General features: G+C 45.8%; 21 protein-coding genes. 12 read left to right on the forward strand and 9 right to left on the reverse strand.

The window, feature by feature from the left end; genetic code table 11:
- Window positions 1–78 precede the first annotated feature (78 nt).
- From BQ9893_RS09290 to BQ9893_RS09330, 8 genes are all read right to left on the reverse strand, one after another.
- The gene (locus BQ9893_RS09290) at window positions 79–774 is read right to left on the reverse strand and encodes an SIR2 family NAD-dependent protein deacylase (RefSeq protein WP_075965772.1); all 696 of its coding nucleotides are present in this window, start codon (window positions 772–774) and stop codon (window positions 79–81) included.
- 43 nt (window positions 775–817) lie between these two features.
- Window positions 818–2,059, reverse strand: a complete 1,242-nt coding sequence (locus tag BQ9893_RS09295) for a serpin family protein (protein WP_075965773.1) — start codon at window positions 2,057–2,059, stop codon at window positions 818–820.
- Between the two features lie 219 nt (window positions 2,060–2,278).
- On the reverse strand, window positions 2,279–3,748 hold the full coding sequence (locus tag BQ9893_RS09300) for a glycoside hydrolase family 125 protein (RefSeq protein ID WP_075965774.1): 1,470 nt from the start codon (window positions 3,746–3,748) through the stop codon (window positions 2,279–2,281).
- Between the two features lie 12 nt (window positions 3,749–3,760).
- Window positions 3,761–4,954, reverse strand: a complete 1,194-nt coding sequence (locus BQ9893_RS09305) for a glycoside hydrolase family 76 protein (protein ID WP_075965775.1) — start codon at window positions 4,952–4,954, stop codon at window positions 3,761–3,763.
- Between the two features lie 161 nt (window positions 4,955–5,115).
- Window positions 5,116–6,996, reverse strand: a complete 1,881-nt coding sequence (locus BQ9893_RS09310) for a RagB/SusD family nutrient uptake outer membrane protein (RefSeq protein ID WP_075965776.1) — start codon at window positions 6,994–6,996, stop codon at window positions 5,116–5,118.
- Window positions 6,997–7,014: 18 nt separating this feature from the next.
- Window positions 7,015–10,518, reverse strand: a complete 3,504-nt coding sequence (locus tag BQ9893_RS09315; RefSeq protein WP_167369862.1) for a TonB-dependent receptor — start codon at window positions 10,516–10,518, stop codon at window positions 7,015–7,017.
- 204 nt (window positions 10,519–10,722) lie between these two features.
- Window positions 10,723–11,664, reverse strand: coding sequence for a FecR family protein (locus BQ9893_RS09325; RefSeq protein ID WP_075965777.1), 942 nt, complete (start codon window positions 11,662–11,664; stop codon window positions 10,723–10,725).
- 337 nt (window positions 11,665–12,001) lie between these two features.
- The gene (locus BQ9893_RS09330) at window positions 12,002–12,574 is read right to left on the reverse strand and encodes an RNA polymerase sigma-70 factor (protein ID WP_075965778.1); all 573 of its coding nucleotides are present in this window, start codon (window positions 12,572–12,574) and stop codon (window positions 12,002–12,004) included.
- 95 nt (window positions 12,575–12,669) lie between these two features.
- Between BQ9893_RS09330 and BQ9893_RS09335 the strand changes: the two genes are divergently transcribed.
- From BQ9893_RS09335 to xseA, 5 genes are all read left to right on the forward strand, one after another.
- Window positions 12,670–13,257 (forward strand): BamJ family beta-barrel-assembly machinery protein, encoded by a 588-nt coding sequence (locus BQ9893_RS09335; RefSeq protein WP_075965779.1) that lies wholly within the window; start codon window positions 12,670–12,672, stop codon window positions 13,255–13,257.
- Window positions 13,258–13,270: 13 nt separating this feature from the next.
- A complete protein-coding gene (locus BQ9893_RS09340) occupies window positions 13,271–13,981 on the forward strand; it encodes a BamJ family beta-barrel-assembly machinery protein (RefSeq protein WP_075965780.1) in 711 nt (236 codons plus the stop codon).
- A gap of 173 nt (window positions 13,982–14,154) precedes the next feature.
- Entirely contained in the window at window positions 14,155–14,622 is a 468-nt protein-coding gene (locus BQ9893_RS09345) for an Lrp/AsnC family transcriptional regulator (protein ID WP_005640540.1), read from the forward strand.
- 96 nt (window positions 14,623–14,718) lie between these two features.
- The gene (locus BQ9893_RS09350) at window positions 14,719–16,089 is read left to right on the forward strand and encodes a S8 family peptidase (RefSeq protein ID WP_075965781.1); all 1,371 of its coding nucleotides are present in this window, start codon (window positions 14,719–14,721) and stop codon (window positions 16,087–16,089) included.
- Complete coding sequence (xseA, locus tag BQ9893_RS09355) at window positions 16,070–17,401, forward strand: exodeoxyribonuclease VII large subunit (protein ID WP_075965782.1); 1,332 nt, start codon at window positions 16,070–16,072, stop codon at window positions 17,399–17,401. Before BQ9893_RS09350 ends, xseA begins: the two co-directional genes overlap by 20 nt.
- 22 nt (window positions 17,402–17,423) lie before the next feature.
- Here the strand turns inward: xseA and BQ9893_RS09360 are convergent, their stop codons facing one another.
- Window positions 17,424–17,678 carry a toxin-antitoxin system protein gene (locus tag BQ9893_RS09360; RefSeq protein ID WP_075965783.1) on the reverse strand — a complete coding sequence of 85 codons (255 nt, stop codon included), beginning with the start codon at window positions 17,676–17,678 and terminating at the stop codon, window positions 17,424–17,426.
- Between the two features lie 343 nt (window positions 17,679–18,021).
- Here BQ9893_RS09360 and BQ9893_RS09365 point away from each other — a divergent pair, with 343 nt between their 5' ends.
- The 7 genes from BQ9893_RS09365 to BQ9893_RS09395 form a co-directional block, all read left to right on the forward strand.
- A complete protein-coding gene (locus BQ9893_RS09365) occupies window positions 18,022–18,708 on the forward strand; it encodes a porin family protein (protein WP_075965784.1) in 687 nt (228 codons plus the stop codon).
- Window positions 18,709–18,790: 82 nt separating this feature from the next.
- The gene (gene xseB / locus BQ9893_RS09370) at window positions 18,791–18,988 is read left to right on the forward strand and encodes an exodeoxyribonuclease VII small subunit (protein WP_075965785.1); all 198 of its coding nucleotides are present in this window, start codon (window positions 18,791–18,793) and stop codon (window positions 18,986–18,988) included.
- Window positions 18,988–19,683 carry a 2-C-methyl-D-erythritol 4-phosphate cytidylyltransferase gene (locus BQ9893_RS09375; RefSeq protein ID WP_075965786.1) on the forward strand — a complete coding sequence of 232 codons (696 nt, stop codon included), beginning with the start codon at window positions 18,988–18,990 and terminating at the stop codon, window positions 19,681–19,683. The genes xseB and BQ9893_RS09375 overlap by 1 nt, the downstream gene beginning before the upstream one ends.
- 85 nt (window positions 19,684–19,768) lie before the next feature.
- A complete protein-coding gene (locus BQ9893_RS09380) occupies window positions 19,769–21,226 on the forward strand; it encodes an ATP-binding protein (protein WP_075965787.1) in 1,458 nt (485 codons plus the stop codon).
- Window positions 21,227–21,228: 2 nt separating this feature from the next.
- The gene (recG, locus tag BQ9893_RS09385; RefSeq protein ID WP_075965788.1) at window positions 21,229–23,325 is read left to right on the forward strand and encodes an ATP-dependent DNA helicase RecG; all 2,097 of its coding nucleotides are present in this window, start codon (window positions 21,229–21,231) and stop codon (window positions 23,323–23,325) included.
- A 211-nt stretch (window positions 23,326–23,536) separates the two neighbouring features.
- Window positions 23,537–24,778, forward strand: a complete 1,242-nt coding sequence (locus tag BQ9893_RS09390) for a M23 family metallopeptidase (RefSeq protein WP_075965789.1) — start codon at window positions 23,537–23,539, stop codon at window positions 24,776–24,778.
- Window positions 24,779–24,932: 154 nt separating this feature from the next.
- A partial coding sequence (locus tag BQ9893_RS09395) for an Rpn family recombination-promoting nuclease/putative transposase (protein ID WP_075965790.1) occupies window positions 24,933–25,534 on the forward strand: 602 nt, incomplete at its 3' end.

The following is a 25,534-nucleotide window of genomic DNA, read 5'->3' on the forward strand; positions in this document are numbered from 1 at the left end:
TATTCTATATGTTTATGTCGCAAAAGTAATAGAAAAGCCTCGAAATACTTCTATTACGTAAGTGATTTTAAGAATGTATTAATGATTTTGCAGTAATAACTCCTTCAGTTCTTTCACCCCTTCCGATGCTCCTTTCCGGATGAAACGTATGTCGTTGCGATAGGCTTTCACCTCTTTCGGGTCGATGAGGTAGATAGGCTGGCCACGGCGCACGTAGTTCAGCAGTCCGGCTGCCGGATATACGTTGAGCGAAGTCCCGATCACCACGAAAATGTCACAATCCTCCACCAGACGGATTGCCGGGTCGATCATCGGAACCGGTTCTCCGAACCAGACGATGAAGGGACGGAGCTGGACTCCGTAAGGATCCTTGTCTCCGATATGCAGGTCCGGATTTTCGGGCGAAATGTCGTAAGTCGTGTTCAGGTCGCGTACGGAGCAGGCCTTCATCAGTTCGCCGTGCAGATGAATCACATGGCTGCTTCCCGCCTGCTCGTGCAGGTTGTCGATGTTTTGGGTGATGATGTGGACATCAAACTCTTTCTCCAGGTCGGCAAGCCCGATATGCCCGGCGTTAGGTTTTGTGTTCAATAATTCCCGGCGTCGTTGGTTGTAGAAGTTGAGTACCAGTTCCGGGTTGGCAGCAAAGCCTTCCGGCGTTGCCACATCTTCCACCCTGTATTTCTCCCATAATCCGTCCGAGTCGCGGAAAGTCGAGATCCCACTCTCCGCGCTCATCCCGGCGCCGGTCAGTACGACTAATTTCTTTTTCATAAGGCAGTTGTTCTATATTTCTCACAAATATAGAAAAGAAAAATCATTCCGGCTTCCCGACTTTACCGGCAAAAAGAATCGCTCCTGTACTTTTTTCTTTCAGCACATATCCGAAGGGGTGGTCGAAACGAATTTCGAGCGGGTCATCAGAAGGAGCGGAGCTTTCCATCATTCCTCCTATTGTTACGGCTGCTGCTTCCGTTCCGGATTCGTTTAGCTCGATATAGGTTTTTTGTTTGAGGAGTCCGATGTAAAGATCGTTTGTGATAGACATTTTAGTGAAGTCAGCCATAGAATGATCGAACGCAGCGTGTATGCCGAGGCTGTTTAGAGTTTCGATTAAGTCCTTTTCTGTTTTGACAAGAAAGCGCGGAAGATAGATCGTTGTTGTCTCTGTGTGCAATTGTTCATTCCAGCGTTGCCATGTCTGCTGGTCCAGCCCGGCGATTAGCTCGTCTATATTCTTTTTATCCGGGTCGGCCGGCATGAACAGAAACATGCTGAATGCTTCGTTTCCGTAAGGCAGCTCGACAGTCATGACTTCTTCGTCGGCGAAGAATTTGTTGCTTTGCGTCTGTGTCATGGTCGGAACCTTTATGGTCTGTCCGTTTGCCATGTAGAAAGGCTTGTCTTGGGTATCGGATTTTTTGAATTCGTTCGTCCAGATGCCTTTGAAGTAGATGGCGTTGATGAGGTAGCTGATTACGCTACCGGGTATCTCGTCGATAATATCCGGAATCAATCCGTTTGTTTTCTTGTTGCACCAGCTGTTGATCTTTTCCAGCGTGCTGTTGTCGAAAGGTTCGTTGCAGACCTCTGCATCGTAGTAGGTCTTATTGGTCTGGATAAATTCGGGAAGCAACGTGTAGCCGTTTTTTACCCAAAGGCTGTTGGCGTTCGTGAAAATCGTTCGTCCGTCCAGCTTGGGAAGTTCGGTTTGCATCATCTGTACATATTCGTTGATCTGTTGGTTCGTGAACCCTTCGAATCCGAGGGTTTTCTGCATTTCCGCATAGGTATTGCCGTCCGCGCCGTTCATGATCATGCCGAGACAGAGGCTTGCGCTTAAAGGAGAGAGGCAAAAGTTCTCTTCTTTTTCCGCCTTGGCAACTTCCCGATAGAGATCGAAAGAAAACTTCTGTACTTGCGCATTGAGCTCGTTTGACTTGGTAGAAAGAGGAATATCATGGCGTGGAGTGTCTTTCCCGAAATTCCCGTCGTCCTCATTTGTACAAGAAAAGAGACAAAAGGTGAATAAAATCATTGAATGTAAAATCGTTTTCATAAACAATCGTGTTTTTAATGTTCCTATTATATAGATGAATGTGGGGAAAGAATCGTTGCACGTATTGTCGGCTTTGTATGAGAAAACCATGTGTGGGGTATGGAGCTATGTCAAAATAGGCCGGTGTGTCAAAATATATTTGTTCCTGTGCCAAGCACATGGAAGACAAGTATATTTGATACACCGGCCTTTGTCAATGAAATTATCCTGTGTAGCCTGTTATCCTAAATGATTCAGGATATCGACTTTGCCTTCGTTTACCAGACGGTAGATCATCTCTCCGAACAACGTGTTGACCCACGCAAACCAGGAGCGGGTGAATTTGGCAGGATCATCCTTGTAGAACGATTCGTGCATGAATCCGGTATCGGCATCCGTGTCGCGAAGCATCTTGACACATTTGCGGATTTCCTCGTTGTCATGTGTCGTGTTACAGCGCATGATGATACTCATCGGCCAGATATATCCGAAACCGATATGCGGACCGCCGATGCCTTCGCCGGCTTTGCCTTGGAAGAAATAAGGATTTGAGTCGCTTAGAACCATCTTACGGGTATTCTGGTAGATAGGATCGTCCATATCTACGCATCCCAAGTAAGGCAGTGCGAGCAAACTCGGGACATTGGCGTCGTCCATAAACACATGGTTGTAGAAACCGTCTACTTCGAAAGCATACACTTTGCCGTACACCGGATGGTTGACAATGCCGTATTTTTCGACAGCTGCCGCCACTTCGTCAGCCAAAGAATCGCAGCGGCGGGCAAAATCGTTGTCGTTTTTGATCTTACGCATCATCTCGGCCAATTGGCGGAGCGACGTGATGGCGAACAGGTTCGACGGGATCAGGAATCCGAACAGGGTAGCATCGTCCGACGGGCGGAACGACGAAACGATCAGGCCGACCGGATTGACCGGGCTGCCCCAACCGTCGTTCAGCAAGGTGTCGCCCTGGCGGTCTGTCTTGCGGCGGAACTTATACGGGCCGAGGTTGTCTTTACGCTGTTGTTCGATAAAAGTCTTGTAGACAGTCTTCATCGCTTTGTCCCAATCGGCATCGAAAGGCGAGGTGTCGCCGGTCTTTTTCCAGAAATGGTAAGCGAGGCGGATCGGGTAGCAGAGCGAGTCGATTTCCCATTTGCGTTCATGCAGTTCCGGTTTCATGTCTGTGAAATCGCTTTTCCATTCGCTTCCGGTCGGTCCTTCGTTGAAACCGTTTGCATACGGATCGATGTTGATGCACCAAGTCTGGCGGTTGATAACGCCGGCAAGCATGGTTTTCACTTTCGGATCGTCATTGGCGAACTGGATGTGCGGGAATACTTGTGCCGACGAGTCGCGGAGCCACATGGCGTGGATATCGCCGGTCAGGACGAAAGTGTCGGGTTTGCCGTTCAGCATCTTGTGTTCGCAAGTCGTATCCAATGTGTTCGGAAAACAGTTTTCGAACATCCAGGCGAGTTTCGGGTCTTTCAGCTTGGCCTTTGTTGTGGCGATTGCTTTTTCTACGGCTTCGGATGTGAACTGCCGTTTGTCCGGAGCCGGACGTTTACAAACATATTGCATGGTGGAGGCGGTTCCCGTCAATTTGTCTTCGGCTTTTTCAGCCATGCGGGCGAATGAATGTTGGCCGACCATAAGGCTTGCCAACGAGATGCCGCCTGTTTTCAGAAAATTTCTGCGTGTTGTCATCTTGTTTGTTATTTATTTGATGTTGTTGATTTCGGAGAAAAGTTCGACCATGCAAGCGTTGTCCAACAGCCATTTGTGCTCTTTGGTCTTGAGCCCGGTCCAGTCGTTGTCGAGAAATCCGTTCACGTCGCGGGTATGATCCCAGGCATAACGGGCATTGTCCGCCATCGTCCGGATATATTCGGGATTATGGTCTACTTCATAGAGGGCTGTCAGGCCGCGCAGCAGGATCACGTTGAACCAAGGGCTGGCGGTGTAGAAACGGGTTTCCGTCCCGTCTACGGCCTTGCGTACTTCGGTGAAGCGTTGGTAGGCGCCTTGGGCGGTTTCCTGTGCGTCTTTCAGGTAGGCTTCGTCGCCCGATTGCTGGTAGAGCAGGACGCCGGCCTGTATCATCTGTCCGCTGTTGTAGGTATATTTGGCCTTGTCTACGCTTCCGTCCAGGCGGACATTATCCCAGTAAACGAAATCTTCCGGGTCGCGAAGGTTGTTTTTGGTCCAGTCGTATGTCTTCTTGGCCTGTTCGAGGTAAGCGTTGTCTTTTGTCAGGTTGTACAGTTTCATGCAGAGAACTGTTGCGGGCGCGTTGGAGCAGGTGTTCTTGGATGTCTTCTTTTGCTCGCACCAGTAGATGCCGCCGCCCAGCACATCGTCCCATCCGCTGTATATATAATTGTATAGCGCCTGTGCCTTCTCCAGGTATTTTTCGTTTTTCGTCAGTGCGTACAGGTCGCAGAAGTCGATCGCCAGCCAGTCGTTGTCATCATAGAAACGGTCGCTTTCCCCGTTGAACATCGGATAGCTCTGGTAGCAGAACGGTTCGCGTATATTGTCCCAATACTGTTCCAACCCCGGCAGAATCCGTTCTTCCAGTATTTTCAGGTATTTCTCGTCTCCCGTTGTCTTGTAGAGTGCGATCCCGCCCGAGAGCATCCCTGAGTAGGGCCAGAGGAACGATACTTCCTGGTTGCGTTTCTGTTCGGCTCCTTCCGCCAGGTACGTGACCTTGTTTTCGGGATTGGCCGGATACGTCTCCTGCAACAAGCCGTATTTCTCGACGTTATACTTGTCCAGGATGTGGGTAAACATGGAATCGGCGATAGAGAGATCGCGATCGGCAGAGGCCTCTTCAGCGGAGTTTTTGCAGGAAGCTCCTCCAAGCAAACATCCGCAGAGAGCTAAAATTGAAATAGATTTTCTAATCATGGTCTAATAGAATAAGTAATTTATCTGCAAAGATAATATTTATTCTATTAGAACCATGATTTAGAAATAAGTAAAGGATAGGACCCTCTTTTTCAAAACACCGGTGATTTGATTTTAAAACATATATGTTTTGCAATCGAAACACCGGTGTTTTGAAATGCTTATTTTATCTCAGTGCCATAATAGGGCCTGAGTTCATCATTGGACTTGAATACATAATAAGTCGTTGGAGTCGTATACGGATTATTGTAATGATAGATGGCAGGATTGGCATTCAACTCAGCCTGGTTCCACCCCGGGGTCCAGCCAACATATACTCCGTCCATATCAAGGCAATGCTGATAACGTTCGCAGTTGGATCCTTTATATGCACGATGGATTCCGACTTCCAAACGTTTCGCGTCAAAGTAATTGATGCCTTCTCCCCAGAACTCTACGCCTTTCTGGAAAATATATTCATCCAAAAATGCAGCGTCGGTAGCAGCCGTGCAAGTATAAGTCGAATTACGTGTCTTCACGATATCTTCCAAAGCAGTTGCTGCGGCAGATACTCCTGTAGTATGAAGAATCGCTTCTGCTTTCAGGAAATACATCTCTTCTATACGCATGATAGGATAATCGGTTGCACCTCCTACCGTGTAAGTCCTATAGTCGCCGTTGTGGGGACGGAACTTTATATTCACATACAACCACGGCCATGACTGGAAACCGTTGGATGAATTGATGCGTGAGCGGATCCATGAAGCGGAGCTGTTCAGCTGATATTGATATTTGGCCGGTCCATATCCGGAATAATCGTCGCTCCAATCACTTTGGGTCGTACTTGTGTTTACGCCATTGACAGACCATTTGTTGTTAATGAACTTTCCATCCGCATCTTTTTCCACCAAATAGGGTTCATTCTCTTTTTGATTCTTGGATTCATAGAAGAAATTAGGAGCCAACCATGATTTCTTACGGAAGTCGTTGTCGGAAAGACGTTCATACCATTTGCGGTCAAGCGAACGTCCGACACGCCAGCCATAGACGCTAAAGTTTGTTTCAGTTCCGAAAATCATGGCGAAAACGAATGATCCGGTGGAAGAAGCGGACGTATTCCCTTCCGAAATCGAGGTTGCCCACATCCATGAGTTCTGTGAATTACGATTATTGAAACCGTTCACTGGATCGGTCCATTCCGCTTCTGTCAATGGTGTGCAGTCCGCGATGGCAATAGCCTTATTCGTATATTCTTCTACCTTTTTCCAATAACCGGCTTCATCCTTGTGATCGACCGATGTCTTCACGCGTGAAGCAAGATTCGAGTAGGCACGGGCATACAGGCCATACACGGCAGCCAGGTTAGGCTGGGTTTTATCCGTACGGTTATATCCGGTCAGATAAGTTTCGGCTTGTTGCAAATCGCTCAAGATCAGATCGTATACTGCATCTACGGAAGCCCGAGGGTTATTAGACGCTTCTTCGGATGTCGTTTTCTCTGTAACGATAGGCACACCGAGATTGGTCAGGTCGTTTTCCGGACTTACGAAGTTATAACGGCTGTCGGTCGGTTTTTTATATTCCATTATCTGGACCAGATCCAGATAGTAAAGAGCCCGGTAAGCATAGCTGATACCCAAGTATGCTTTTTTTGTTTCATCCATGTCATTGGCGTCGATCATGCCAATGATGTCATTTACATTCTTTATATAGGCATAATAAAGATAAGACGGATAAAGGCCGCGGTTGGAGCCTGTGGCACTTACTGCCCCATTGCAGTAGGCTCCCATCGTATTATAACCGTTGGCTCCTGAGCAAACGAGTTGTGTTGTGCCATGTTCCAGCATGGCACGCATGCTACCGTATGAAATCATTTCAAGACCGCCATCCGAATTTTTGTAACCGGCCATTGAGGTGTAAATGGAATTGACCATACCATTCAGAGCCGATTCCGAAGCCTGTATCTGTTTGTCCAGAACATATTCTGTCGGTAATGTCTCATCGATGCAACTATTCAAACCTATGAAGGCAAATGCCGCCAATAATAATTTATATTTCTTCATGATGTTTCCTTTTTATGTTTAGAATGTCAATGAAATACCTCCGGAGATTGTACGTATTGGGGAATAAAGTTCCGGATTACTGTATCCCTTCAATGTATAGCGAGGATCAAATCCACGACGTGCAGAAAAATAGAACAGGTTTTCTCCTGAGAAATAAACCCGTATGTTCTGGATGTTGTATTTTTGAGTAATACTTGCCGGCAGTGTATATCCCAAGTTGATGTTTTGGATATTCAAATAGCTGGCATTCGTTATGAAACGGTCCGAACGAGGATTCTGGGAATAAGTCTCGGCAAAACGTAGGCGCGGTATGTTGGTATTCGTGTTTTCCGGGCTCCAGGCCTTTAAAATATCCGTATGCCAAGTCGTTGCCGTGGTTCCGCTGCTATGCATCAACGTCTGGTAAGTATAATCATAAGCTTTGCCACCCAGCTGATAGTTCAGGTTGATCGAGAAGTCAAATCCGTAGAATGACAGAGAAGTTCCCAAACCACCGTAAAATGAAGGAAGTGCATCTCCGATCAAATAATCGGTAGCCTGGCTGGCATCTTTAGTCGTTTCCTGTCCGGTTACGTTTCCTTCGCCATCGATAATGTCTTTGTAGAACAGAGACTCACCTGTTTCGGGATCCAAACCCGCAAACTTGGGCAGATACCAAGTATACAGGGATAAACCTTCTGCTACGAAATATTTGTATTTGGACACAAACGACTTATCCAAGTTGACATATCCGTTATGCCCTTCCACTTTCGTCGTCTTGATCTCATTCGGCAAGCTTAGTACTTTATTCTTTACATGTGAAATGTTGAAATTGACATCCCATTTGAAATTCTTGTTGTTGATCAAAGTACTCTGTAATACCAATTCGAAACCGGAGTTTCTCATGTCACCTAAATTTACGAAATAACTGGTGTAACCGATAGAAGGAGGTGTATTCAATGAGAACAGCATGTCGCTGGTCTTCCGGTAAAAATAATCCAAGCTACCGCTCAGGCGTCCGCCAAAGAGGTCGAATTCCGTACCGATGTTCCAGTTGGTGTTGGTTTCCCAAGTGATGTCATTGGAACCCTTCTGACGCCATTGATAGGCAACCTGGTCATCATTGTTCACAACATTGTAAGAATCAGCATACAGATAATCTCCGATATTATCATTTCCCTGCGAACCTACAGAAGCTTTAAGCTTCAGCGAATTAACCCAAGGCACATTAAAGAAGGCCTCTTTCGAGATAAGCCATGCTCCGCCGGCAGACCAGAAGTTACCCCAACGATGGTCGGTCGAGAAGCGGGATGATGCGTCACGACGATAGGAAACCGAACCGAAATATTTGGTATCGTAGTTATACATCGCACGGAAAAAGTAACCTTCGTTATTGTATGAATTGGAATATGAATTCGGCGTGTTATACAAATTCAGCAAAGTGGCCAGTTCACGCGAATTGTCAATTCCGAAATTGTGTCCGGAGGCACTTAATGACTCATATTTGTAATTATAATATTCATGTCCCAACATTACCCCGATGTCATGCTTGTCTATCTGTTTGTTATAATTCAATAACTGTTGAGTGTTGTAGGTAAATGTGCGGTAAGAGCTTTTTGACAAATATCCATTATCAGACGAACTTGTGTAATAATCGACAAAAGGACTGGTCGCATACGTGTAACGGCGGTCATAATCGTAGGCATTGGCATTGAACGTAAATGTCAAGTCCTTTGTCAGGTTTATATCGGCATATCCACTGGCAACAAAGGAGTTTCCTGTTGTTTCGTCGAAACGGTATTTGTTGGTGAAAATACAGTTGCCACCGACACCGCCTGCGCGGCTTAAATCGTAGGCCTGCGCAAAGTCATATCTTTTCTCGCCCCACTGGTCGATCATGATATTCTTGTTCTCGTCGCGTAAGTAAACAGGATATATAGGCGCCATCGTTTTGATTGTGCTCCAGATGGTTCCTGTTCCGATCGTTCCTTCCGAGGTTTGGCTATAATTATAATTGGTATAGTTGAAGTTGGCTCCGATTTTCAGCCATTTCTTTGCCTGGTAATCCAATTTGGCACGTGCAGTCAGACGCTTTTGCATGGAACCGTCCTGAATACCATCCTGGTCCAGGTAGCCGACAGAAGTATAGTAGTTGATACGGTCGGATGCTCCGGAAACGGAAACGTTATATTCCTGGCGGAAACCGTTTTTCAAACCTTCTTCTTCCCAATTATCCGGCTGTAACCAGAATTTCTGTCCGTTATAGTCATAAAGGGCACCCAGCGTGGCGGCGGGGTTCATGATGCCTCCCTGTTGTATGAAGTCTTGTCCGTTAGGAACCGAATAAATCATATATCCCGGACCGACACCACTCGATGAGTTTACCAGATGTTGGTTGGCCAATGCATGTGCGTCGTTGGCAGACAATCCGCCACCGTCCTCTGTTATATAATAGTTATACAACATTTTGTAATAAGTCTCATAAAACTGCTGCGCGTTTGTCGTCTTGTAATTTTGCAGGCCGTTAGAGTTTACACCCCATTTAGCATCTACAGAGACTTTGGCATCCCCGCTTTTACCTTTCTTTGTCGTGATCATTATAACCCCATTGGCTCCACGTGCACCATACAATGCATTGGATGCGGCATCTTTTAACACGGTCATCGATTCGATATCATTCGAGTTGATCAAGTTCAAATCTCCGTCAAAAGGCATGCCGTCCACAACGATCAGAGGTTCCGTATCGGAAGAGATCGAACCGAAACCACGAATGGTAATGGAAGGAGAACTACCGGGCTGTGAAGAAGAGTTGCTCAGCTGTACGCCGGCAACGCGCCCTGCCAAAGCTTGAGCCGGGTTTGACACCTGCGCTTTCAGAATATCGTCTGCCTTCATTATGCCGGCTGAACCCGTAAAGGCCTCTTTTGTACTTTTACCGAAAGCAACAACCACAACCTCGTCCAGAGCTTGGTTGTCCTCTTCCAAAATCACGTTGATGGTTGATTGGGAACCCACTTTTATCTCTTTGCTGTTGTATCCGATGTAAGAAACCAGCAATGTCGCTCCAGGGGCAACAGACAGGGTGAATTTGCCATCGACATCAGAGGAGGTCCCGTTTGTCGTCCCTTTTTCAACAATGTTAGCCCCGATGATTTCCAATCCGCTTTTATCTTTGATGACACCGGTGATTGTCTTTTGGGCTTGTTGAGGTTGAGGGGCGGACTTAGCCTCGGAAGAAGTTTGCCTTTTGGAGAGCACGATATGGTTGCCTTCCATTTTGTAGGTGATATTCGTGCCGTTGAAAAGTTCGGACAATACATTCTTTACCGCCTTATTCTCAGCATTGACTGACGTCGTACGGTTTACATCCACGTTTTTTTTGTTGTAGATGAACAGATAATTGGTTTGTGACTCGATCGAGTTCAAAATTTCGTGAACTGCCACGTTTCTCTTGTTTAGAGTGACTGTCGCGTTTTGGGAACTTACATTTCCTGCAAAGCCGGTAAAGGTGCAGCTCAGTAGAAGGAATGTCGGTAATTTCATGATTCGCTTCAAATGTGTTATTTTGTACTTTTTGGGTACAAAAAGAGTTCGACAAAGAGAATTTCTCATAACTTTGTGTGAATTTAATTGTTGATAAAGGGATAATTAGTATTGTCTCTGATTGATTTTAGGCCGGGAGATGTGGGGACGTCTTCCGGCTTTATCCTTTCCTTACGGGCCTTTGTTCATGGTAGATAGATTGATTTATAAAATTGTAATGATGTTTGATTCGTTGTCTCTTGTATATTTGAATGGAATGTCTTTTTGAATCACCTTCAAGGCATGTTCAATTCCGTCACTCTGTCGGAACTTCCCTGTGCAGCGGTAATCCAACACGTCGGGATTTTTTATTCTGATGGCGACATCGTAATAAGTGGAAAACTTTTTCATCAGCGTTTCGAACGGCACGTCGTCCAGGCAGATCAGCCCTTCTTTCCATCTGAAGTGGTCGAGGTTGCCTATCGGCCCTTTCTGTAATCGGCCGTTCATCTCGCTCGCTTTCTCTTTGGTCTTGAGGATTATATGGTTTTCTTTGTTTTCTTTGGACAAGACATCGACTGCGCCGTATAGCAACGATGTCTCGAATGAACTCGATTCATGTTCGTAGGCATACACGTTGAAAGCCGTACCCAACACCTTGATATCATACTTTTTTGTCTTTACGATAAAAGGCTTTCGGGAGTCTTTGGTGACTTCGAAAAAGCCTTCCCCATTCAGTTCGACTTCGCGTGTTTTATTGCCGAAAGAGGTCGGATAGGTGAACGAACTGTTGGAATTCAGCCAGACTTTAGTCCCGTCTTCCAATATAAGCTGTACGTGTTGTCCGGCAGGAACCAAAACGGCTTGCAATCCTTCCTGCTTTTTGTTTGCTGTATTTAATAATGTCCACGAAAGGGAAACAAGCAAAGCTACGGATGCGGCAATGCTGACGATCTTCCACAGGTTAAAAGCCGGGCTTTTAACTCCGGCCGTTACGGATGAATCGGCCGGTTGTTTGTAGTTCACCAATAATGCATTCCATATTTTGCGCTCCTGCAGATACTCGCTGTAGTTTTCGGGTGAAGACTCCGCCCAATCCATGATCTGCTTTTCCTCATCAGGAGTCGTTTCCCCATTAAAATAGGTATGTAGTAATTCTTTGTTCATCCGGTATCCGATTTACAGCTTTTAATAATCCTTTCACTATAAATAACACGCCAGTTGAAAAATACCCTAAATGAGAGATTGTGTTTTTTTATACTTATTGTATGTTTTTTCTAAATACCCGTTGGTTCAAATCGAAACTCATGCGCATGAAAATCCATTTTCATACCCATAAAACAGAAATTTCCCGCAAGGGTAATATTTTTTAAGAAACTGGTGATTTTGTAAATGATTGAATGTTAGACGTATGTCTGTTTCTTTGTGTTTTGATGGGGTTCTTGTCGTTTTTTGATTGAAATATGCTTCGTTTTTGGGATTGCAGAGGGTCGTGTGCAGGGGGCTATATGGAGTGCTTGAATAGGAAAATCAGGATAGGCAAATAGTCTTTCAGGCGCGAACGGAATATTTTCAGGCTTTTGGCGATGTGGTATTCTACGGTTTTGATATTAATGTTCAGCTCTTCGGCGATTTCACGGTTTGTCTTGTTTTCGTAACGGCTTTTATAGAAGATGGTGCGGGTTTGTTCGGGCAGTTCGTCCAGTGTTTTCCGAATGATCTCACGCATCTCGACGGTGAAGAGCTCCGACGGGTCGCATGATTCGAGGGTGGAGATACGGAAATTTAATTCTCTGGCATTGTGGTTGAACAAATGTTCCTCCGCTTCTGTTCTTACATTCAGATGCCGTAAATGGTTTAATGACTTGTTTTTTATCGAAGTAAGGATATAAGCCAGAATATTCGTATCTGCGGAGAGTTCATGTCGTTTTTCCCAATACTGCATCATTGCTTCTACATAAATATCTTCGGCAACAGCCCTGTCGCGTATGTAGGAATTGGCAAACAGGATAAAGGGCTCTTTGTATTGCTCAAAGAGTGTGGAAAATAGTCTCGTGTCTGTCTGTTGCTCTCCCATAAGTGATGCAAATGTAATAAAAAAGTGTTGCTGTTTGATGTTTGTGTGGTTAAAAGCATTACTTTTGTGGTTCATAATTAGTTGAAAAGAAAAGCATGGATAAGATTAGTTACGCACTTGGCTTAAGTATCGGGAATAATTTCCAGAACTCAGGCATTAATAATCTTCAGATTGAGGATTTTGTAAAAGGGTTGAAGGATGTGTTGAGCGGAGCACAACCGGAAATCAGTTACGATGAAGCAAAACAGGTTATCAACGATTACTTCATGAATCTTCAGAAAGAAAGACTGGAGCTTAATAAGAAAGCCGGTGAAGAGTTCTTGAATATCAATAGAGGAAAAGCCGGAGTCGTTACCTTACCCAGCGGTTTGCAGTATCAGGTGTTGAAGCAAGGCGAAGGCGCCAAGCCGACTGCTTCCGACAAGGTAAAATGCCATTATCACGGTACATTGATCAACGGAACGGTTTTCGACAGCTCTGTACAGCGTGGCGAACCCGCCGTATTCGGCGTGTCGCAGGTGATCCCCGGATGGGTGGAAGCGTTGCAGTTGATGCCGGTAGGTTCTAAATGGCGTCTTTTCATCCCCGCCAATTTAGCCTATGGCGAACATGGCGCGGGCGATGCGATCGAGCCGAATAGCGCGTTGGTTTTTGACGTCGAATTGTTGGATATAGTAAAATAACATAATAGAGAAAATGAAAAAGATTAGTGTATTGGTTGCTACAGCGATTGTAGCTATGGGTATTACATCATGTGGTGATTCACATAAAAGCGCCTCTCTGAAGACCGGCGCAGATAGTGTGAGCTATGCCATCGGTATCAGCACAGGTGCGGGTTACAAAGAGAATTTGAAAACTTTGCCGGGTGATCCTGCCAACGTTGATGATCTGATCGCCGGATTTATCCAGGCTATCAAGGGTGACTCTTCAGCTATGAAGATGACTCCGCAGGCTGCTCAGGCCTATATCCAGACTTACTTCATGGAAGCTTCTGCAAGAGATGCGAAGAAGACAAAGGAAGAAGGCGAAAAATTCCTGGCTGAAAACAAAACAAAGAAAGGTGTTATCACGACCGAAAGCGGTTTGCAGTATCAGGTCGTAACGGAAGGTACAGGCGCTAAGCCGACTGCCGACGATAAAGTGAAAGTCCACTACACAGGTACTTTGCTGGACGGAACTAAATTCGATAGCACAATGGACCGTGGCGGCGAACCGGCTGAATTCCCGGTTGGCGGTGTAATCAAAGGCTGGACGGAAGTGCTGCAATTGATGCCGGTAGGTTCTAAATATATCATTTGGGTTCCATCTGAACTGGCTTACGGCGAACGTGGAGCAGGACAGGATATCAAACCGAACAGCACGCTGAAATTCGAAATCGAGCTGTTGGATATCGTAAAAGATAAATAAGAGATAAACTATCGTTTTATACGGTTCGAGGCGGGCGGAATATGTTAAATAGCATTTTTCGCCCGCTTTTATTATTTATTTCATACTTTTTTCTTTCACAATGATATAGTATTGAAATTAATTATATACTTTTGATACATTAAATCTAAAAAGGAAAGTAAAGAGAACAAGCAATGGAAAAGATAGACAAACTGGACCGGCAGATATTGAACATTATTTCAAAAAATGCCAGGATTCCTTTCAAGGATGTGGCCGAAGAATGTGGCGTTTCGCGAGCTGCCATCCATCAACGGGTACAACGCATGATTGATATGAATGTGATCGTTGGGTCAGGCTATCACATTAATCCGAAGATTTTAGGTTACAACACGTGTACTTATATCGGCGTAAAGTTGGAACGCGGTTCGATGTACAAAGACGTGGTTCCCGAATTCGAGAAGATCCCTGAAGTGGTCGAATGCCATTTTACAACCGGACCGTATACGATGTTGATCAAGCTATACGCACGCGACAATGAACACCTGATGGAACTGCTGAATGCGCAGATACAGGAAATTCCGGGTGTGACCGCTACGGAAACGCTTATCTCTTTGCGACAGAGCGTAAAACGCGAAATCCCTATTTGTGATATATCCGAATAAGAAAAATAGGACGTATGGGCCCGGCCTCGAATGAGTAGCCGGGCTTTTTTATGTGCCATACAATTTATATTTTTGCGGAAAAAGATATAAGCAACCATGTCAAAATATTTGTCCATACTGTTCCTTTGTTGTCTCCCGGCTTGGTTATGGGCCGGGGAGAATTATCGTTTTCGCGTCTATTTGAAAGATAAGGGAAACGACGGCTACCGGGTGGAAAAACCTGAAACCTTTCTTTCCAAAGAGGCGATCGAACGGAGAGCTAAAAACGGCATTGCCGTGACGGCGGCCGATTTTCCCATATCCCGGTCGTATGTCGACATGTTGTCCGAGACGGGTGCGACCCCTGTCGTGCAAAGCAAATGGTTTGCGACCGTTGTGGTGGAAAGCCCCGACAGCATGGTCGCCGGACGATTGCAGCAATTGGCAATTGTCGATTCCGTCAAATGGATTTGGAAAGGAAACTTGCGGGTTCCGGGCGAAGAGAAGAGTGAAGGCCGCTTCGTCTCGAAGGACGAACCCCTGCGTAATGAATATGGTTATGCCCATAAACAGCTCAAGATGCTGAACGGAGAAAAATTGCATGAAGCCGGTTTCCGGGGCGAAGGAATGCGCGTGGCAGTGATCGATGCCGGTTTTATGAATGTAGACCGGCTATCGGCTTTCGATTCGCTCAGGCTGATAGGAACGCATAATGTCGTTTTTCCCGGTAAAAGCGTGTTTGTCGGAGATGACCACGGGACGAAGGTTCTTTCCTGCCTTGCGGCGGATATTCCGGGAGTGATGGTCGGGACCGCCCCGAAAGCCTCTTATCTGCTGATTAAGAGTGAGGACAGCGATTCCGAATATCCCATTGAAGAGGACTATTGGGCTGCCGCAGTCGAATATGCGGACAGTGCCGGCGTGGATGTGATCTCTTCGTCGCTCGGATATTTTGCTTTTGATACGGACGAACTGTCGTACGACCTGGATGCCTTGGATGGCAAGACGGCTATGATCAGCCGTGTGGCTGATTTGGCAGCCGGTAAAGGGATGCTCGTCTTTTGCAGTGCCGGCAACGAAGGAAACGGCGATTGGAAAAAGATCACGTTCCCGTCAGACGCAGCCGATATCTTTACGGTCGGGGCGATAACTGAAGATAAAAAGAAAAGCGTTTTCAGTTCCGTGGGTTTTACTGCTGACGGGCGTGTGAAGCCGGATGCCGTGGCGTTGGGTACGGGCAGTTGCGTGATAGACCCCAGTGGTAGTGTCAGGTATGTGAACGGAACCTCTTTTGCCACGCCTATTCTTGCCGGAATGGGAGTTTGTCTCTGGCAATCACTGCCTTGGTTGAATAACAAGGAAATGATTGAATTGCTGCACCGTTCGTCCAGCCAATATAAACATCCGGATACGGAGTTAGGATACGGGATTCCCGATTTCTATAAAGCATATAAAAAGGAGAGGAAGAATGGGGTACGGGCAAAATGATCAGAACCGGGAGCGACAGGAGCTTTCTTTGCTGGAGCTGAATAACCGGGTGAAAGGGGCTGTCCTGAATGCATTTCCTGAGACATGCTGGGTACGGGCCGAGATGAGCGACGTGCGTACGAACGCTGCGTCCGGGCACTGTTATCTGGAGTTTGTCGAGAAGAACGCGATAACCGGCCAGTTGGTGGCCAAGGCACGCGGTTCCATCTGGGCAAAGACTTTCCGGATGTTGAAGCCTTATTTTGAGATGGAAACCGGGCAGATGTTTGCCTCCGGCCTGAAAGTGCTGGTGAAAGTGTCGGTCGAGTTTCACGAACTTTACGGGTACAGCCTGACCGTGCTGGATATCGACCCTGCCTATACGCTGGGAGACATGATACGAAGGCGGATGGAAATCATCCGGCAATTGAAGGAAGAAGGCGTTTTCACGCTGAATAAAGAATTGCCGTTCCCGACGTTGCCGAAACGGATCGCTGTCATCACTTCGCCTACGGCTGCCGGATACGAAGACTTCCTGAACCAGTTGGCAAACAACAAGGCCGGCTATCCTTTCTATACGAAACTGTTTCCGGCTCTTATGCAGGGCGAACGGACGGAAGAGTCCGTGATTGCGGCATTGGACCGTGTGTACAGCCATGCCGACTGTTTCGATGTGGTCGTGATTATCCGGGGCGGTGGCGCTACTTCGGATCTGAATAGTTTCGATTCCTATCTGTTGGCAGCCAATTGTGCACAATTTCCGCTCCCTATCATAACCGGCATCGGACACGAACGCGATGATACGATCCTGGATATGGTAGCCCATACGCGGATGAAGACACCGACAGCCGTTGCCGAATTCCTGATCGGGCAGATGGATAAAGCGGCTGGAGAGGTGGATGAACTGCAGCAGGACGTTTGTTCGTTGGCAACCGATATCCTGTTGAAACAAAAGAACTTCCTGCAACTGTTGGGCAGCCGTCTGCCCGTCCTGGCAATAAACCGGATCGAACGGAATCGCTCGCTGCTCCAACGGATAGGCATGCAATTGCCGGCAAATGCCCATGCCTTTCTGAAGCAACAGTCATCGAAATTGGATACGATACAAGTACGTTTGGCAAATCGTGCGGAAACTTGTCTGGCAGAGCAGAACCGTTTTGTCCAGTTGACCGAACAATTCATCAAAATGGCTTCTCCCGACTACGTATTGAAGCGAGGCTACAGCTTGACCCTGAAAGACGGCAAAATCGTCAAACATGCAGACGGCTTAAAAAGCGGTGATAATTTAACTGTACATTTCGTTGATGGCGAGGTGGAAACGGTGGTAAGATAAGAAAAACATTACTGATATGACTTCATTCTATCTCATTCACTGATTTCATGAAGGCTTCAAAATTGCTTGTGTCTACCGTACCCGCACTTTTTCCCGAACGTGCTTCCTCGATGGCTGCGATCGTTTCTGCATTTGGTTCGGTGTACATAGCGTCCATTAAAGTGCTCTCTACAAAATTATTTAGGCTTCTGTTTGCTTTTTTTGCGTGTTCCTGCAAAAGTTGCAACAAATCTTCACGCAAACGGAACGAAGTTTGTTTTCTTATCACTGCTTCCATGTGTTATTATATTATATCACAAAAATAATATATTTACAGTACAAAGACAAACTTTCAATATACTTAGTGCAAGTTACTGCAAAAACAAGCGATGTTAAATGAAAAAGTCGATGTTGAATTGTAGATATTATATGATAAACAAAATATTTTAGTAACTTTGTTCCCGATAAATATAGCGATAGAAGTTTGTATATGTTTATAATTAGACACTGTGAATATACTACCAGTGTAGGGGATATACATGTGCTTTATTCATTTTTGAGTACTTTACTCAGAGAGGAAGTCTAATTTTGCCCTTGATAAATATCAAATAAAACGAATTGAAATATTAATACTGATTAAAATGAAACGATTGCTTCTGTTGGCTGTATTGTTTATGAATATTATTTCTGTTGCTGCTCAGATAACATGGGTTCCGAGTGTGGGAATGAATGTCTCTTCTTATTCGAATATAGAAAAGGAAAATTCTTTTTCAGGTTATTATTTGGGGGTAGAAGCAAGATATGGATTTTCAGATTTGTGGGGGATAGAAAGTGGTCTCTTCCTCTCTCAGAAAGGGGCGAATAATATGATTGGTTCTCTTAATATAGAAGAGTATCCTTTTGACGTAGAGTTAGTAACGATGGAAACGAAGGTTACTTACTTGAGGCTTCCGCTTATGTTCTCAATAAAACAGACTCTTTATAAAGATCTTTTATTTCAATTTAGTGCCGGTCCTTATTTCTCGTATGGGATCATAAACAAGTCGACTTTGGGGAGGATGGACGGAAGCTATGCGATAGGTATTAATTCGTTTGAACCGATTTCGTTTGAAACTCAGGCATATGGCAAGAAACGATTTCCGGGATTCAACCGTTGGGATATTGGGGCTTGCTTTAAAGCGGATTTAATCATGTATAACTTTAAAATAGGCGCATTGTATGATTTGGGATGTTCTGATGTTTCAAGTGTTTTTCCTGTAAAAAGCGATAAAAACATATCCAATAGAACTTTTACGATTCAGATAGGTTATGTGTTTTCGCTGAAATAAATGCAGATAGAGCAGAAATGGATATATAATTTGTCTGATAATTGATTATATAGTATATTCGCTATCAAATATTGATAGCATCATGTCTAAAACAGCAGAAACATATAATGAGGCAGTAGAGAAACTCCGTAAGATCGTCGCCGACATAGAGAATGGCGATCTGGACGTTGATATTCTTTCTGAAAAGGTAAAGGAAGCGACCCGGCTGATCAAATTGTGCAAGGAAAAGCTTTACAAGGCTGACGAAGAGGTCAAGAAAGTGTTGGAGGAGCTGGAGTGATGAAGAGATATGTCCTGATAGTCGCCGGAGGTCGCGGGTTGCGTATGGGAAGCGACTTGCCGAAGCAGTTTATCCCGATGGAAGGGAAGCCTGTCCTGATGCATACGTTGGAGGCTTTTCACCGTTGGGATGCGTCTGCCGGTCTGGTCCTGGTGCTTCCGGAAGATCACCAACCTTATTGGGAGATGCTTTGCCGGGAGATAGGTTGCCGGGTCCCGCATCGGATTGCGAACGGAGGTGAAACGCGTTTTCACTCCGTCCGGAACGGATTGCGTTTCCTTTCGGATGAGATAGGAAACGCAACCGGAAGGGATGAAAAGATACTGGTGGCTGTGCACGACGGAGTACGGCCTTTTGTCGCCCCCGAAGTCATCGGCCGGTGCTTTACGGAGGCCGATGTGTCGGGAGCTGCTATTCCGGTTGTGCCTGTGGTCGATTCTCTTCGCGAGTTTACCGGCGAGTCGAGCCGTCCGGTCGACCGTTCGCGTTATCAGGCGGTGCAAACCCCGCAGGTTTTCGAGTATGACTTGCTTTTGAAAGCGTATGAACAGCCTTACTCGGCGTTTTTTACCGACGACGCTTCGGTCGTGGAAGCTTTCGGACATCCGGTCAAGACTGTTCCGGGAAACCGGGAAAACATAAAAATTACAACTCCGTTCGATCTGTTGGTGGCAAAGGCGCTGCTTGCAAAATAAGCATGTGATTTTATGCTTATTCTGATCGAATTGTAGTAAATAAGAAAATAAGTGCTATTTTTGTTTCTTAAAAGAACAAAGCATTATGGAACTTACAGATCCTTTGAAGCAGCAAATAGTCAATCGGATGAATATTGATAATCCTTGGTGGACGAGCGGTGTTATCGATCCGGATTACAACTCGATGCCACGTCGTTTGTATATTGATCTGTTTTTTCCGATAGTGAAGGATGTCAAAGTAAGACGTTCCGTTATTTTGATGGGGCCTCGCCGAGTGGGGAAGACTGTGTTGATTTATCATACGATCCAACGTTTGATTGAAGAAGGGGTGGATCCGCATTGTATTATGTATGTTTCGGTTGATACACCTATTTATAGCCGTATCTCTTTGGAAACGCTTTTTTCTTTGGCCAAGGGAGCGGTCGGAAAGGTGGACAGCCAAGATGTGTTTTATGTTTTCTTCGATGAGATCCAATATTTGAAAGATTGGGAAATTCATTTGAAGTCGTTGGTTGATACGTTTCGGCATTGTAAGTTCATTGCGTCCGGTTCGGCTGCAGCCGCTTTGCAAAAGAAGAGTATGGAAAGTGGGGCGGGGCGTTTTACGGACTTTATGCTTCCCCCATTGACCTTTAATGAGTTCATACATTTGAAGAACTTCAGTAACCTGATCGTCCCATCTGTTATTGAGTGGAACGGCAAGGAGATTGCCGCTTATACGGCGGTCGATATGAACCGCTTGAACGAATTGTTCTTGAATTATATGAATTACGGTGGTTATCCGGAGGTCGTCTTTTCGGAACAAATTCAATTGAATCCGGGGCAGTATATCCGGCATGATATTATTGACAAGGTGTTGCTTAGGGACTTGCCGAGTTTGTATGGAATTCATGATGTTCAGGAATTGAATACTCTGTTTACGGTTATAGCCTATCATTCCGGTCATGAGTTCTCGTATGAGAAATTGTCGAAAGAGTCCGGTGTGAAGAAGGAGACGATTCGGAAATATATCGAATATTTGGAAGCGGCTTTTTTGATCCGTGTGATCCATAAGACGGACGAGAATGCCAAGCGTTTCCAGCGGGCAACTTCTTTTAAGATATATCTGACGAATCCTTCGCTCCGTTGTGCTTTGTTCCAACCGCTGCAAAGCACGGATGAGGAAATGGGGAATATGGTGGAAACGACTATATTTGCGCAATGGATTCAACGTAGTGATGCTCAAGTTTATTATGCAAATTGGAAGAATGGGAGGAAACAAGGTGAAGTTGATCTTGTCGGACTGCATGTCGCGACGCAGAAACCGGTCTGGGCTGTAGAGATCAAATGGAGTAATCATTATTATGAGCATCCGGGCGATTTGCGTTCCTTGTTGGATTTTTTGAATAATAATGATTTGCAGGATGCTGTGGTGACCAGTATTTCTAAGAGTGGAAATCGGCAGCAGGGAGAAGTTCGCTTATTGTTTATTCCAGCCGCTATTTATGCTTATATGGTGGGGCAAAATACATTAGAGAAGAAACAACAACGTTTAGGCTTATAAATATGCTCGATCTCGACAAACGTTCCATCATGTATCTGCCGGGTGTTGGCCCGAAAAAGGCGGAGATATTGCAGAAGGAAGCCGGCATTTCTTCGTATGAAGACTTGCTATTCTATTTTCCGTATAAATACATTGACCGGAGTCGTTTCTACAAAGTTGCGGAAGTGACCGACGGAATGCCTTATATACAGTTGAAGGGGCGCATCTTGTTTTTCGATACGGTAGGCGAAGGACGTACACGACGGTTGATCGGGAAATTCACGGACGGGACGGGGATGATCGACTTGGTCTGGTTCAAGGGCATTAACTATGTTTTGGACAAGATCAAGACAGGCGTCGATTATATCGTGTTCGGCAAACCGGCCGAGTTCGGGCACATCTATAATATTCCTCATCCGGATATCGACACTTTGGACCAGGCGGATAAAGTCGCCAACGGGCTGACGCCGTTCTACAATACGTCCGAGAAGATGAAGAAGTCGTTCCTCAATTCACGGGCGATCCAGAATTTGCAGTACACTTTGTTGAGCGGTTTGAACTGGACGCTTCCCGAAACACTCCCTCCGGCTGTCTTGAACCGTATCCACATGATGCCGTTTCATGAAGCGATGCGGAATGTACATTTCCCGGAGTCGGTCGATAAACTGCGGAAAGCGCAGTTGCGCCTGAAGTTTGACGAGCTGTTTTTCATCCAGTTGAACATTCTCCGCACTTCCAACCAACGTAAGTTGAAGTTGAAAGGCATTGTCTTCCCTTTCGTGGGAGATTGTTTCAATACGTTCTATAAGGAATATCTGCCTTTCGAGCTGACGAATGCGCAGAAACGTGTTGTCCGCGAGATCCGCGCCGATATGGGAAGCGGACGGCAGATGAACCGTTTGCTACAGGGCGATGTGGGGAGCGGGAAGACATTGGTGGCTTTGCTCTCCATGTTGTTGGCGGTCGATAATCATTGTCAGGCTTGCATGATGGCACCGACGGAGATCCTGGCGACTCAGCATTATGCGACAATCATGGGGTTCCTGAAAGATATGGATATAAAAGTGGCCCTGCTGACCGGATCGACGAAGAAGAAGGAACGCAATAAGATATTGCCGGCTATTGCGAACGGTGAGATACAGATTGTGATCGGGACGCATGCGTTGATCGAAGAGACGGTTGTCTTTTCCTCTCTCGGCCTGGCTATTATAGACGAGCAGCACCGTTTCGGGGTAGAACAGCGTTCCCGGTTGTGGACGAAAAATGTGGTCGTCCCTCATGTCTTGGTGATGACCGCGACGCCTATTCCCCGTACGCTCGCCATGACGCTATACGGTGATCTGGATGTCTCGGTGATCGATGAGTTGCCACCGGGGCGTAAGCCGATCCGGACCGTGCATCGTTATGATAACAAGAAAGCGCAGCTATACGACTTTCTTCGCAAGGAAATCGAACAAGGCCGGCAGGTCTATGTCGTTTATCCTCTGATCGAGGGCAGCGAGAAACTGGATTATAAGAATTTGGAAGAAGGGTTCGAGACATTCAAGGAAGTTTTCCCGGAATATAAGGTGTGTATGGTCCATGGAAGGATGAAGGCGGCCGACAAAGAAACGGAAATGCAGAAGTTCGTTTCCGGCGAAGCGCAGATATTGATGGCGACAACCGTGATAGAAGTTGGCGTGAACGTGCCGAACGCTTCCGTGATGGTCATCGAAAGCGCCGAACGTTTCGGCCTTTCCCAGTTGCATCAGCTTCGTGGCCGGGTGGGACGTGGGGCGGAACAGTCGTATTGTGTGCTCGTCTCTTCCTATAAACTGAGCAACGAGACGCGCAAACGTCTGGAAATAATGGTGGGCAGCAACGACGGTTTCGAGATAGCCGAGGCCGATTTGCGTCTGCGTGGTCATGGCGATCTTGAAGGAACGCGCCAGAGCGGAGAGGGGATAGACCTTAAGATCGCCAATCTGGCAGCTGACGGGCAAATTCTTCAGTATGCACGCGATATAGCCCAGGATGTTTTGAACGAAGACCCCGATTTGTTGTCCGAACCTAATCAGATATTGAACGAACGGCTGAAAACTCTTTTCGCAAAGAAGGTAAACTGGGGTATGATCAGTTGATATGTTGTGAAACATGTTTTTTGTAAATTGTCTGTAAATCAGAGAATAAAAAGTTTGCTTTTACTTTTCTTTGGTTTCATAGTGGAAATTTATCATTATTGGATTTTGCTGACTTATTCAAAATTACGAACTTTGACGAGATAGCGATGGAATAAATCATTCTATATCATGATTTTTCATCGCAGAATTACTGTCGAAAGGGATAAAAATGATGAAGATACGAGCATTACTGTTTATATGTTGTACCACTATTTTAGTGTCAACCGTTGAGGCAAAAGTAAAAGATGAAGGAGATCCGACGCAAACAGTTCATATAAAGAAAATGGATAAACGTGTTTCTGAATTGATGGCAGACCGTGTCAATATCCGGAAAAATATGGAGCTGAAAGAACTTGCCACCCTCAGCGAGATTGAAATGGAAGAAAAGGAAGACTTGATGTTTCCCGCCGATGAGCTGTATGGGTCCAATTGGGAGAACCAATGGGTTGATCCGTTTCGGGGAGCGGCAAAAGTCAACTTCCCGGATTCGTTTGCAATAGACTGCTCTTCTTTTGTTTATCCTATTGCCATTGATTCTATGGCAAGAATTACCTCTAAATACGGCCCTCGCCGTCGCCGTATGCATAAAGGAATAGATTTGAAGGTGTTGAGGGGCGATACGATCCGGGCTTCTTTTAACGGAAAGGTCCGTATCAAGGCTTTCGAGCGTCGTGGATACGGCTATTACGTAGTGCTTCGCCATCCGAACGGATTGGAAACGATCTATGGGCATTTATCTAAGATTTTGGTTGAGGAAAACCAGATCGTGCGTGCCGGAGAAACAATCGGATTGGGCGGTAACACGGGGCGTTCTACCGGTTCTCATCTCCATTTTGAAACCCGCTTCTTGGGACAGGCTATTAATCCGGCTGAAATTATAGACTTCGAAAATGGTGTGCCTCATCAAGATACTTATGTTTTCCGTAACGTAAAGATCAACGGGCGCAAAAGCAATATTTACACCTCCTCTTCCGACCGGATGGTTTATCACCGTGTGAAATCGGGCGATACGTTAGGTAAGATTGCTCGGATGTATGGAACCAGCGTAAATGAGCTGTGTCGTCTGAACGGATTGAAAGGCACCTCCGTTTTGCGGATCGGACAGTCCATTCGTTGCAGCGCCGGAGCGGTCACGTCTGCTAAAGGCGAAAAAGCAACCCCTGCTGAGAAAGCAAATGTAAAGCAAACGGTGAAAACGACCGTTGAGGCTGATGCTGCTGCAGTCGCTTCGATCAACCAGGCTTCCGAAGCCGGACAACAAGAGGCGGCTCCGGTCTATTACCGTGTGAAGCAGGGTGATACGTTGGGCGCTATTGCCGCCAAATACGGTACGACTGTCTCTAAACTTTGCGAGTTGAACGGCATTACGAAAAACACGATTCTGAAATTGGGCCGTGCACTTCGTTGTTCTTGATTAAGATTCAGTTGATATGAAATAGAGAGCTGTCCGTTATGTACGGATGGCTCTTTTTATTTCCAGCTAAAGTAATCTCTCTTTTGGTCGAATATGGATTTATTCTCTATCTTTGTCATTGAAGTAATAACAGTTGCAACTAAAACATTTAATTATGAACAAATTTGTCAACCCCTTCTCTGATTATGGCTGGAAAAAGATTTTCGGCAGCGAAGTAAGCAAGGATCTTATCATCAGTTTCCTTAATGAAGTCATCCAACAGGAAGTAATCGTTGACATTACGTTTCGGAACGTCGAGATGCTCGGTTTGAAACAAGATCAGCGACGGGCTGTCTTCGATATCTTCTGTGAGAATGAAAAAGGAGAAATATTCATAGTCGAGATGCAGAAAAGCCGGCAGAAATATTTTTCCGACAGAGTGTTGTACTATGCCTCGTTCGCGATCCAGCAGCAGTCAATGATCGTAAAGGAAAAGCTTGAGAAAGAACCGGATGAAGTAATTCGCAAACGTTGGAACTACCAAATCAGCAAAGTGTATGTCGTGTGTATTCTGAGCTACATCATGGACCTGTCCCGTCCGGAGAAATACCGCTGGGATGTCGTGCGTATGGACCGTGAGTTGAAGCTTCCCTTCAGCGAAACACTTAACGAAATCTATATCGAAATGCCGAAATTTGTGTTACCTTTGCATGAGTGTGATACACTTTATAAGAAGTGGTTATATGTTTTAAACAACATCGAGATCATGGAACGATT

It is taken from the genome of Parabacteroides massiliensis (assembly GCF_900155425.1).
Classification (GTDB): domain Bacteria; phylum Bacteroidota; class Bacteroidia; order Bacteroidales; family Tannerellaceae; genus Parabacteroides; species Parabacteroides massiliensis.

Coding starts and splice junctions, on each gene's coding strand:
- BQ9893_RS09290 (WP_075965772.1), bottom strand. CDS start 774: ATGAAAAAGAAATTAGTCGTACTGACCGGCGCCGGGATGAGCGCGGAG.
- BQ9893_RS09295 (WP_075965773.1), bottom strand. CDS start 2,059: ATGAAAACGATTTTACATTCAATGATTTTATTCACCTTTTGTCTCTTT.
- BQ9893_RS09300 (WP_075965774.1), bottom strand. CDS start 3,748: ATGACAACACGCAGAAATTTTCTGAAAACAGGCGGCATCTCGTTGGCA.
- BQ9893_RS09305 (WP_075965775.1), bottom strand. CDS start 4,954: ATGATTAGAAAATCTATTTCAATTTTAGCTCTCTGCGGATGTTTGCTT.
- BQ9893_RS09310 (WP_075965776.1), bottom strand. CDS start 6,996: ATGAAGAAATATAAATTATTATTGGCGGCATTTGCCTTCATAGGTTTG.
- BQ9893_RS09315 (WP_167369862.1), bottom strand. CDS start 10,518: ATGAAATTACCGACATTCCTTCTACTGAGCTGCACCTTTACCGGCTTT.
- BQ9893_RS09325 (WP_075965777.1), bottom strand. CDS start 11,664: ATGAACAAAGAATTACTACATACCTATTTTAATGGGGAAACGACTCCT.
- BQ9893_RS09330 (WP_075965778.1), bottom strand. CDS start 12,574: ATGGGAGAGCAACAGACAGACACGAGACTATTTTCCACACTCTTTGAG.
- BQ9893_RS09335 (WP_075965779.1), top strand. CDS start 12,670: ATGGATAAGATTAGTTACGCACTTGGCTTAAGTATCGGGAATAATTTC.
- BQ9893_RS09340 (WP_075965780.1), top strand. CDS start 13,271: ATGAAAAAGATTAGTGTATTGGTTGCTACAGCGATTGTAGCTATGGGT.
- BQ9893_RS09345 (WP_005640540.1), top strand. CDS start 14,155: ATGGAAAAGATAGACAAACTGGACCGGCAGATATTGAACATTATTTCA.
- BQ9893_RS09350 (WP_075965781.1), top strand. CDS start 14,719: ATGTCAAAATATTTGTCCATACTGTTCCTTTGTTGTCTCCCGGCTTGG.
- xseA (WP_075965782.1), top strand. CDS start 16,070: ATGGGGTACGGGCAAAATGATCAGAACCGGGAGCGACAGGAGCTTTCT.
- BQ9893_RS09360 (WP_075965783.1), bottom strand. CDS start 17,678: ATGGAAGCAGTGATAAGAAAACAAACTTCGTTCCGTTTGCGTGAAGAT.
- BQ9893_RS09365 (WP_075965784.1), top strand. CDS start 18,022: ATGAAACGATTGCTTCTGTTGGCTGTATTGTTTATGAATATTATTTCT.
- xseB (WP_075965785.1), top strand. CDS start 18,791: ATGTCTAAAACAGCAGAAACATATAATGAGGCAGTAGAGAAACTCCGT.
- BQ9893_RS09375 (WP_075965786.1), top strand. CDS start 18,988: ATGAAGAGATATGTCCTGATAGTCGCCGGAGGTCGCGGGTTGCGTATG.
- BQ9893_RS09380 (WP_075965787.1), top strand. CDS start 19,769: ATGGAACTTACAGATCCTTTGAAGCAGCAAATAGTCAATCGGATGAAT.
- recG (WP_075965788.1), top strand. CDS start 21,229: ATGCTCGATCTCGACAAACGTTCCATCATGTATCTGCCGGGTGTTGGC.
- BQ9893_RS09390 (WP_075965789.1), top strand. CDS start 23,537: ATGAAGATACGAGCATTACTGTTTATATGTTGTACCACTATTTTAGTG.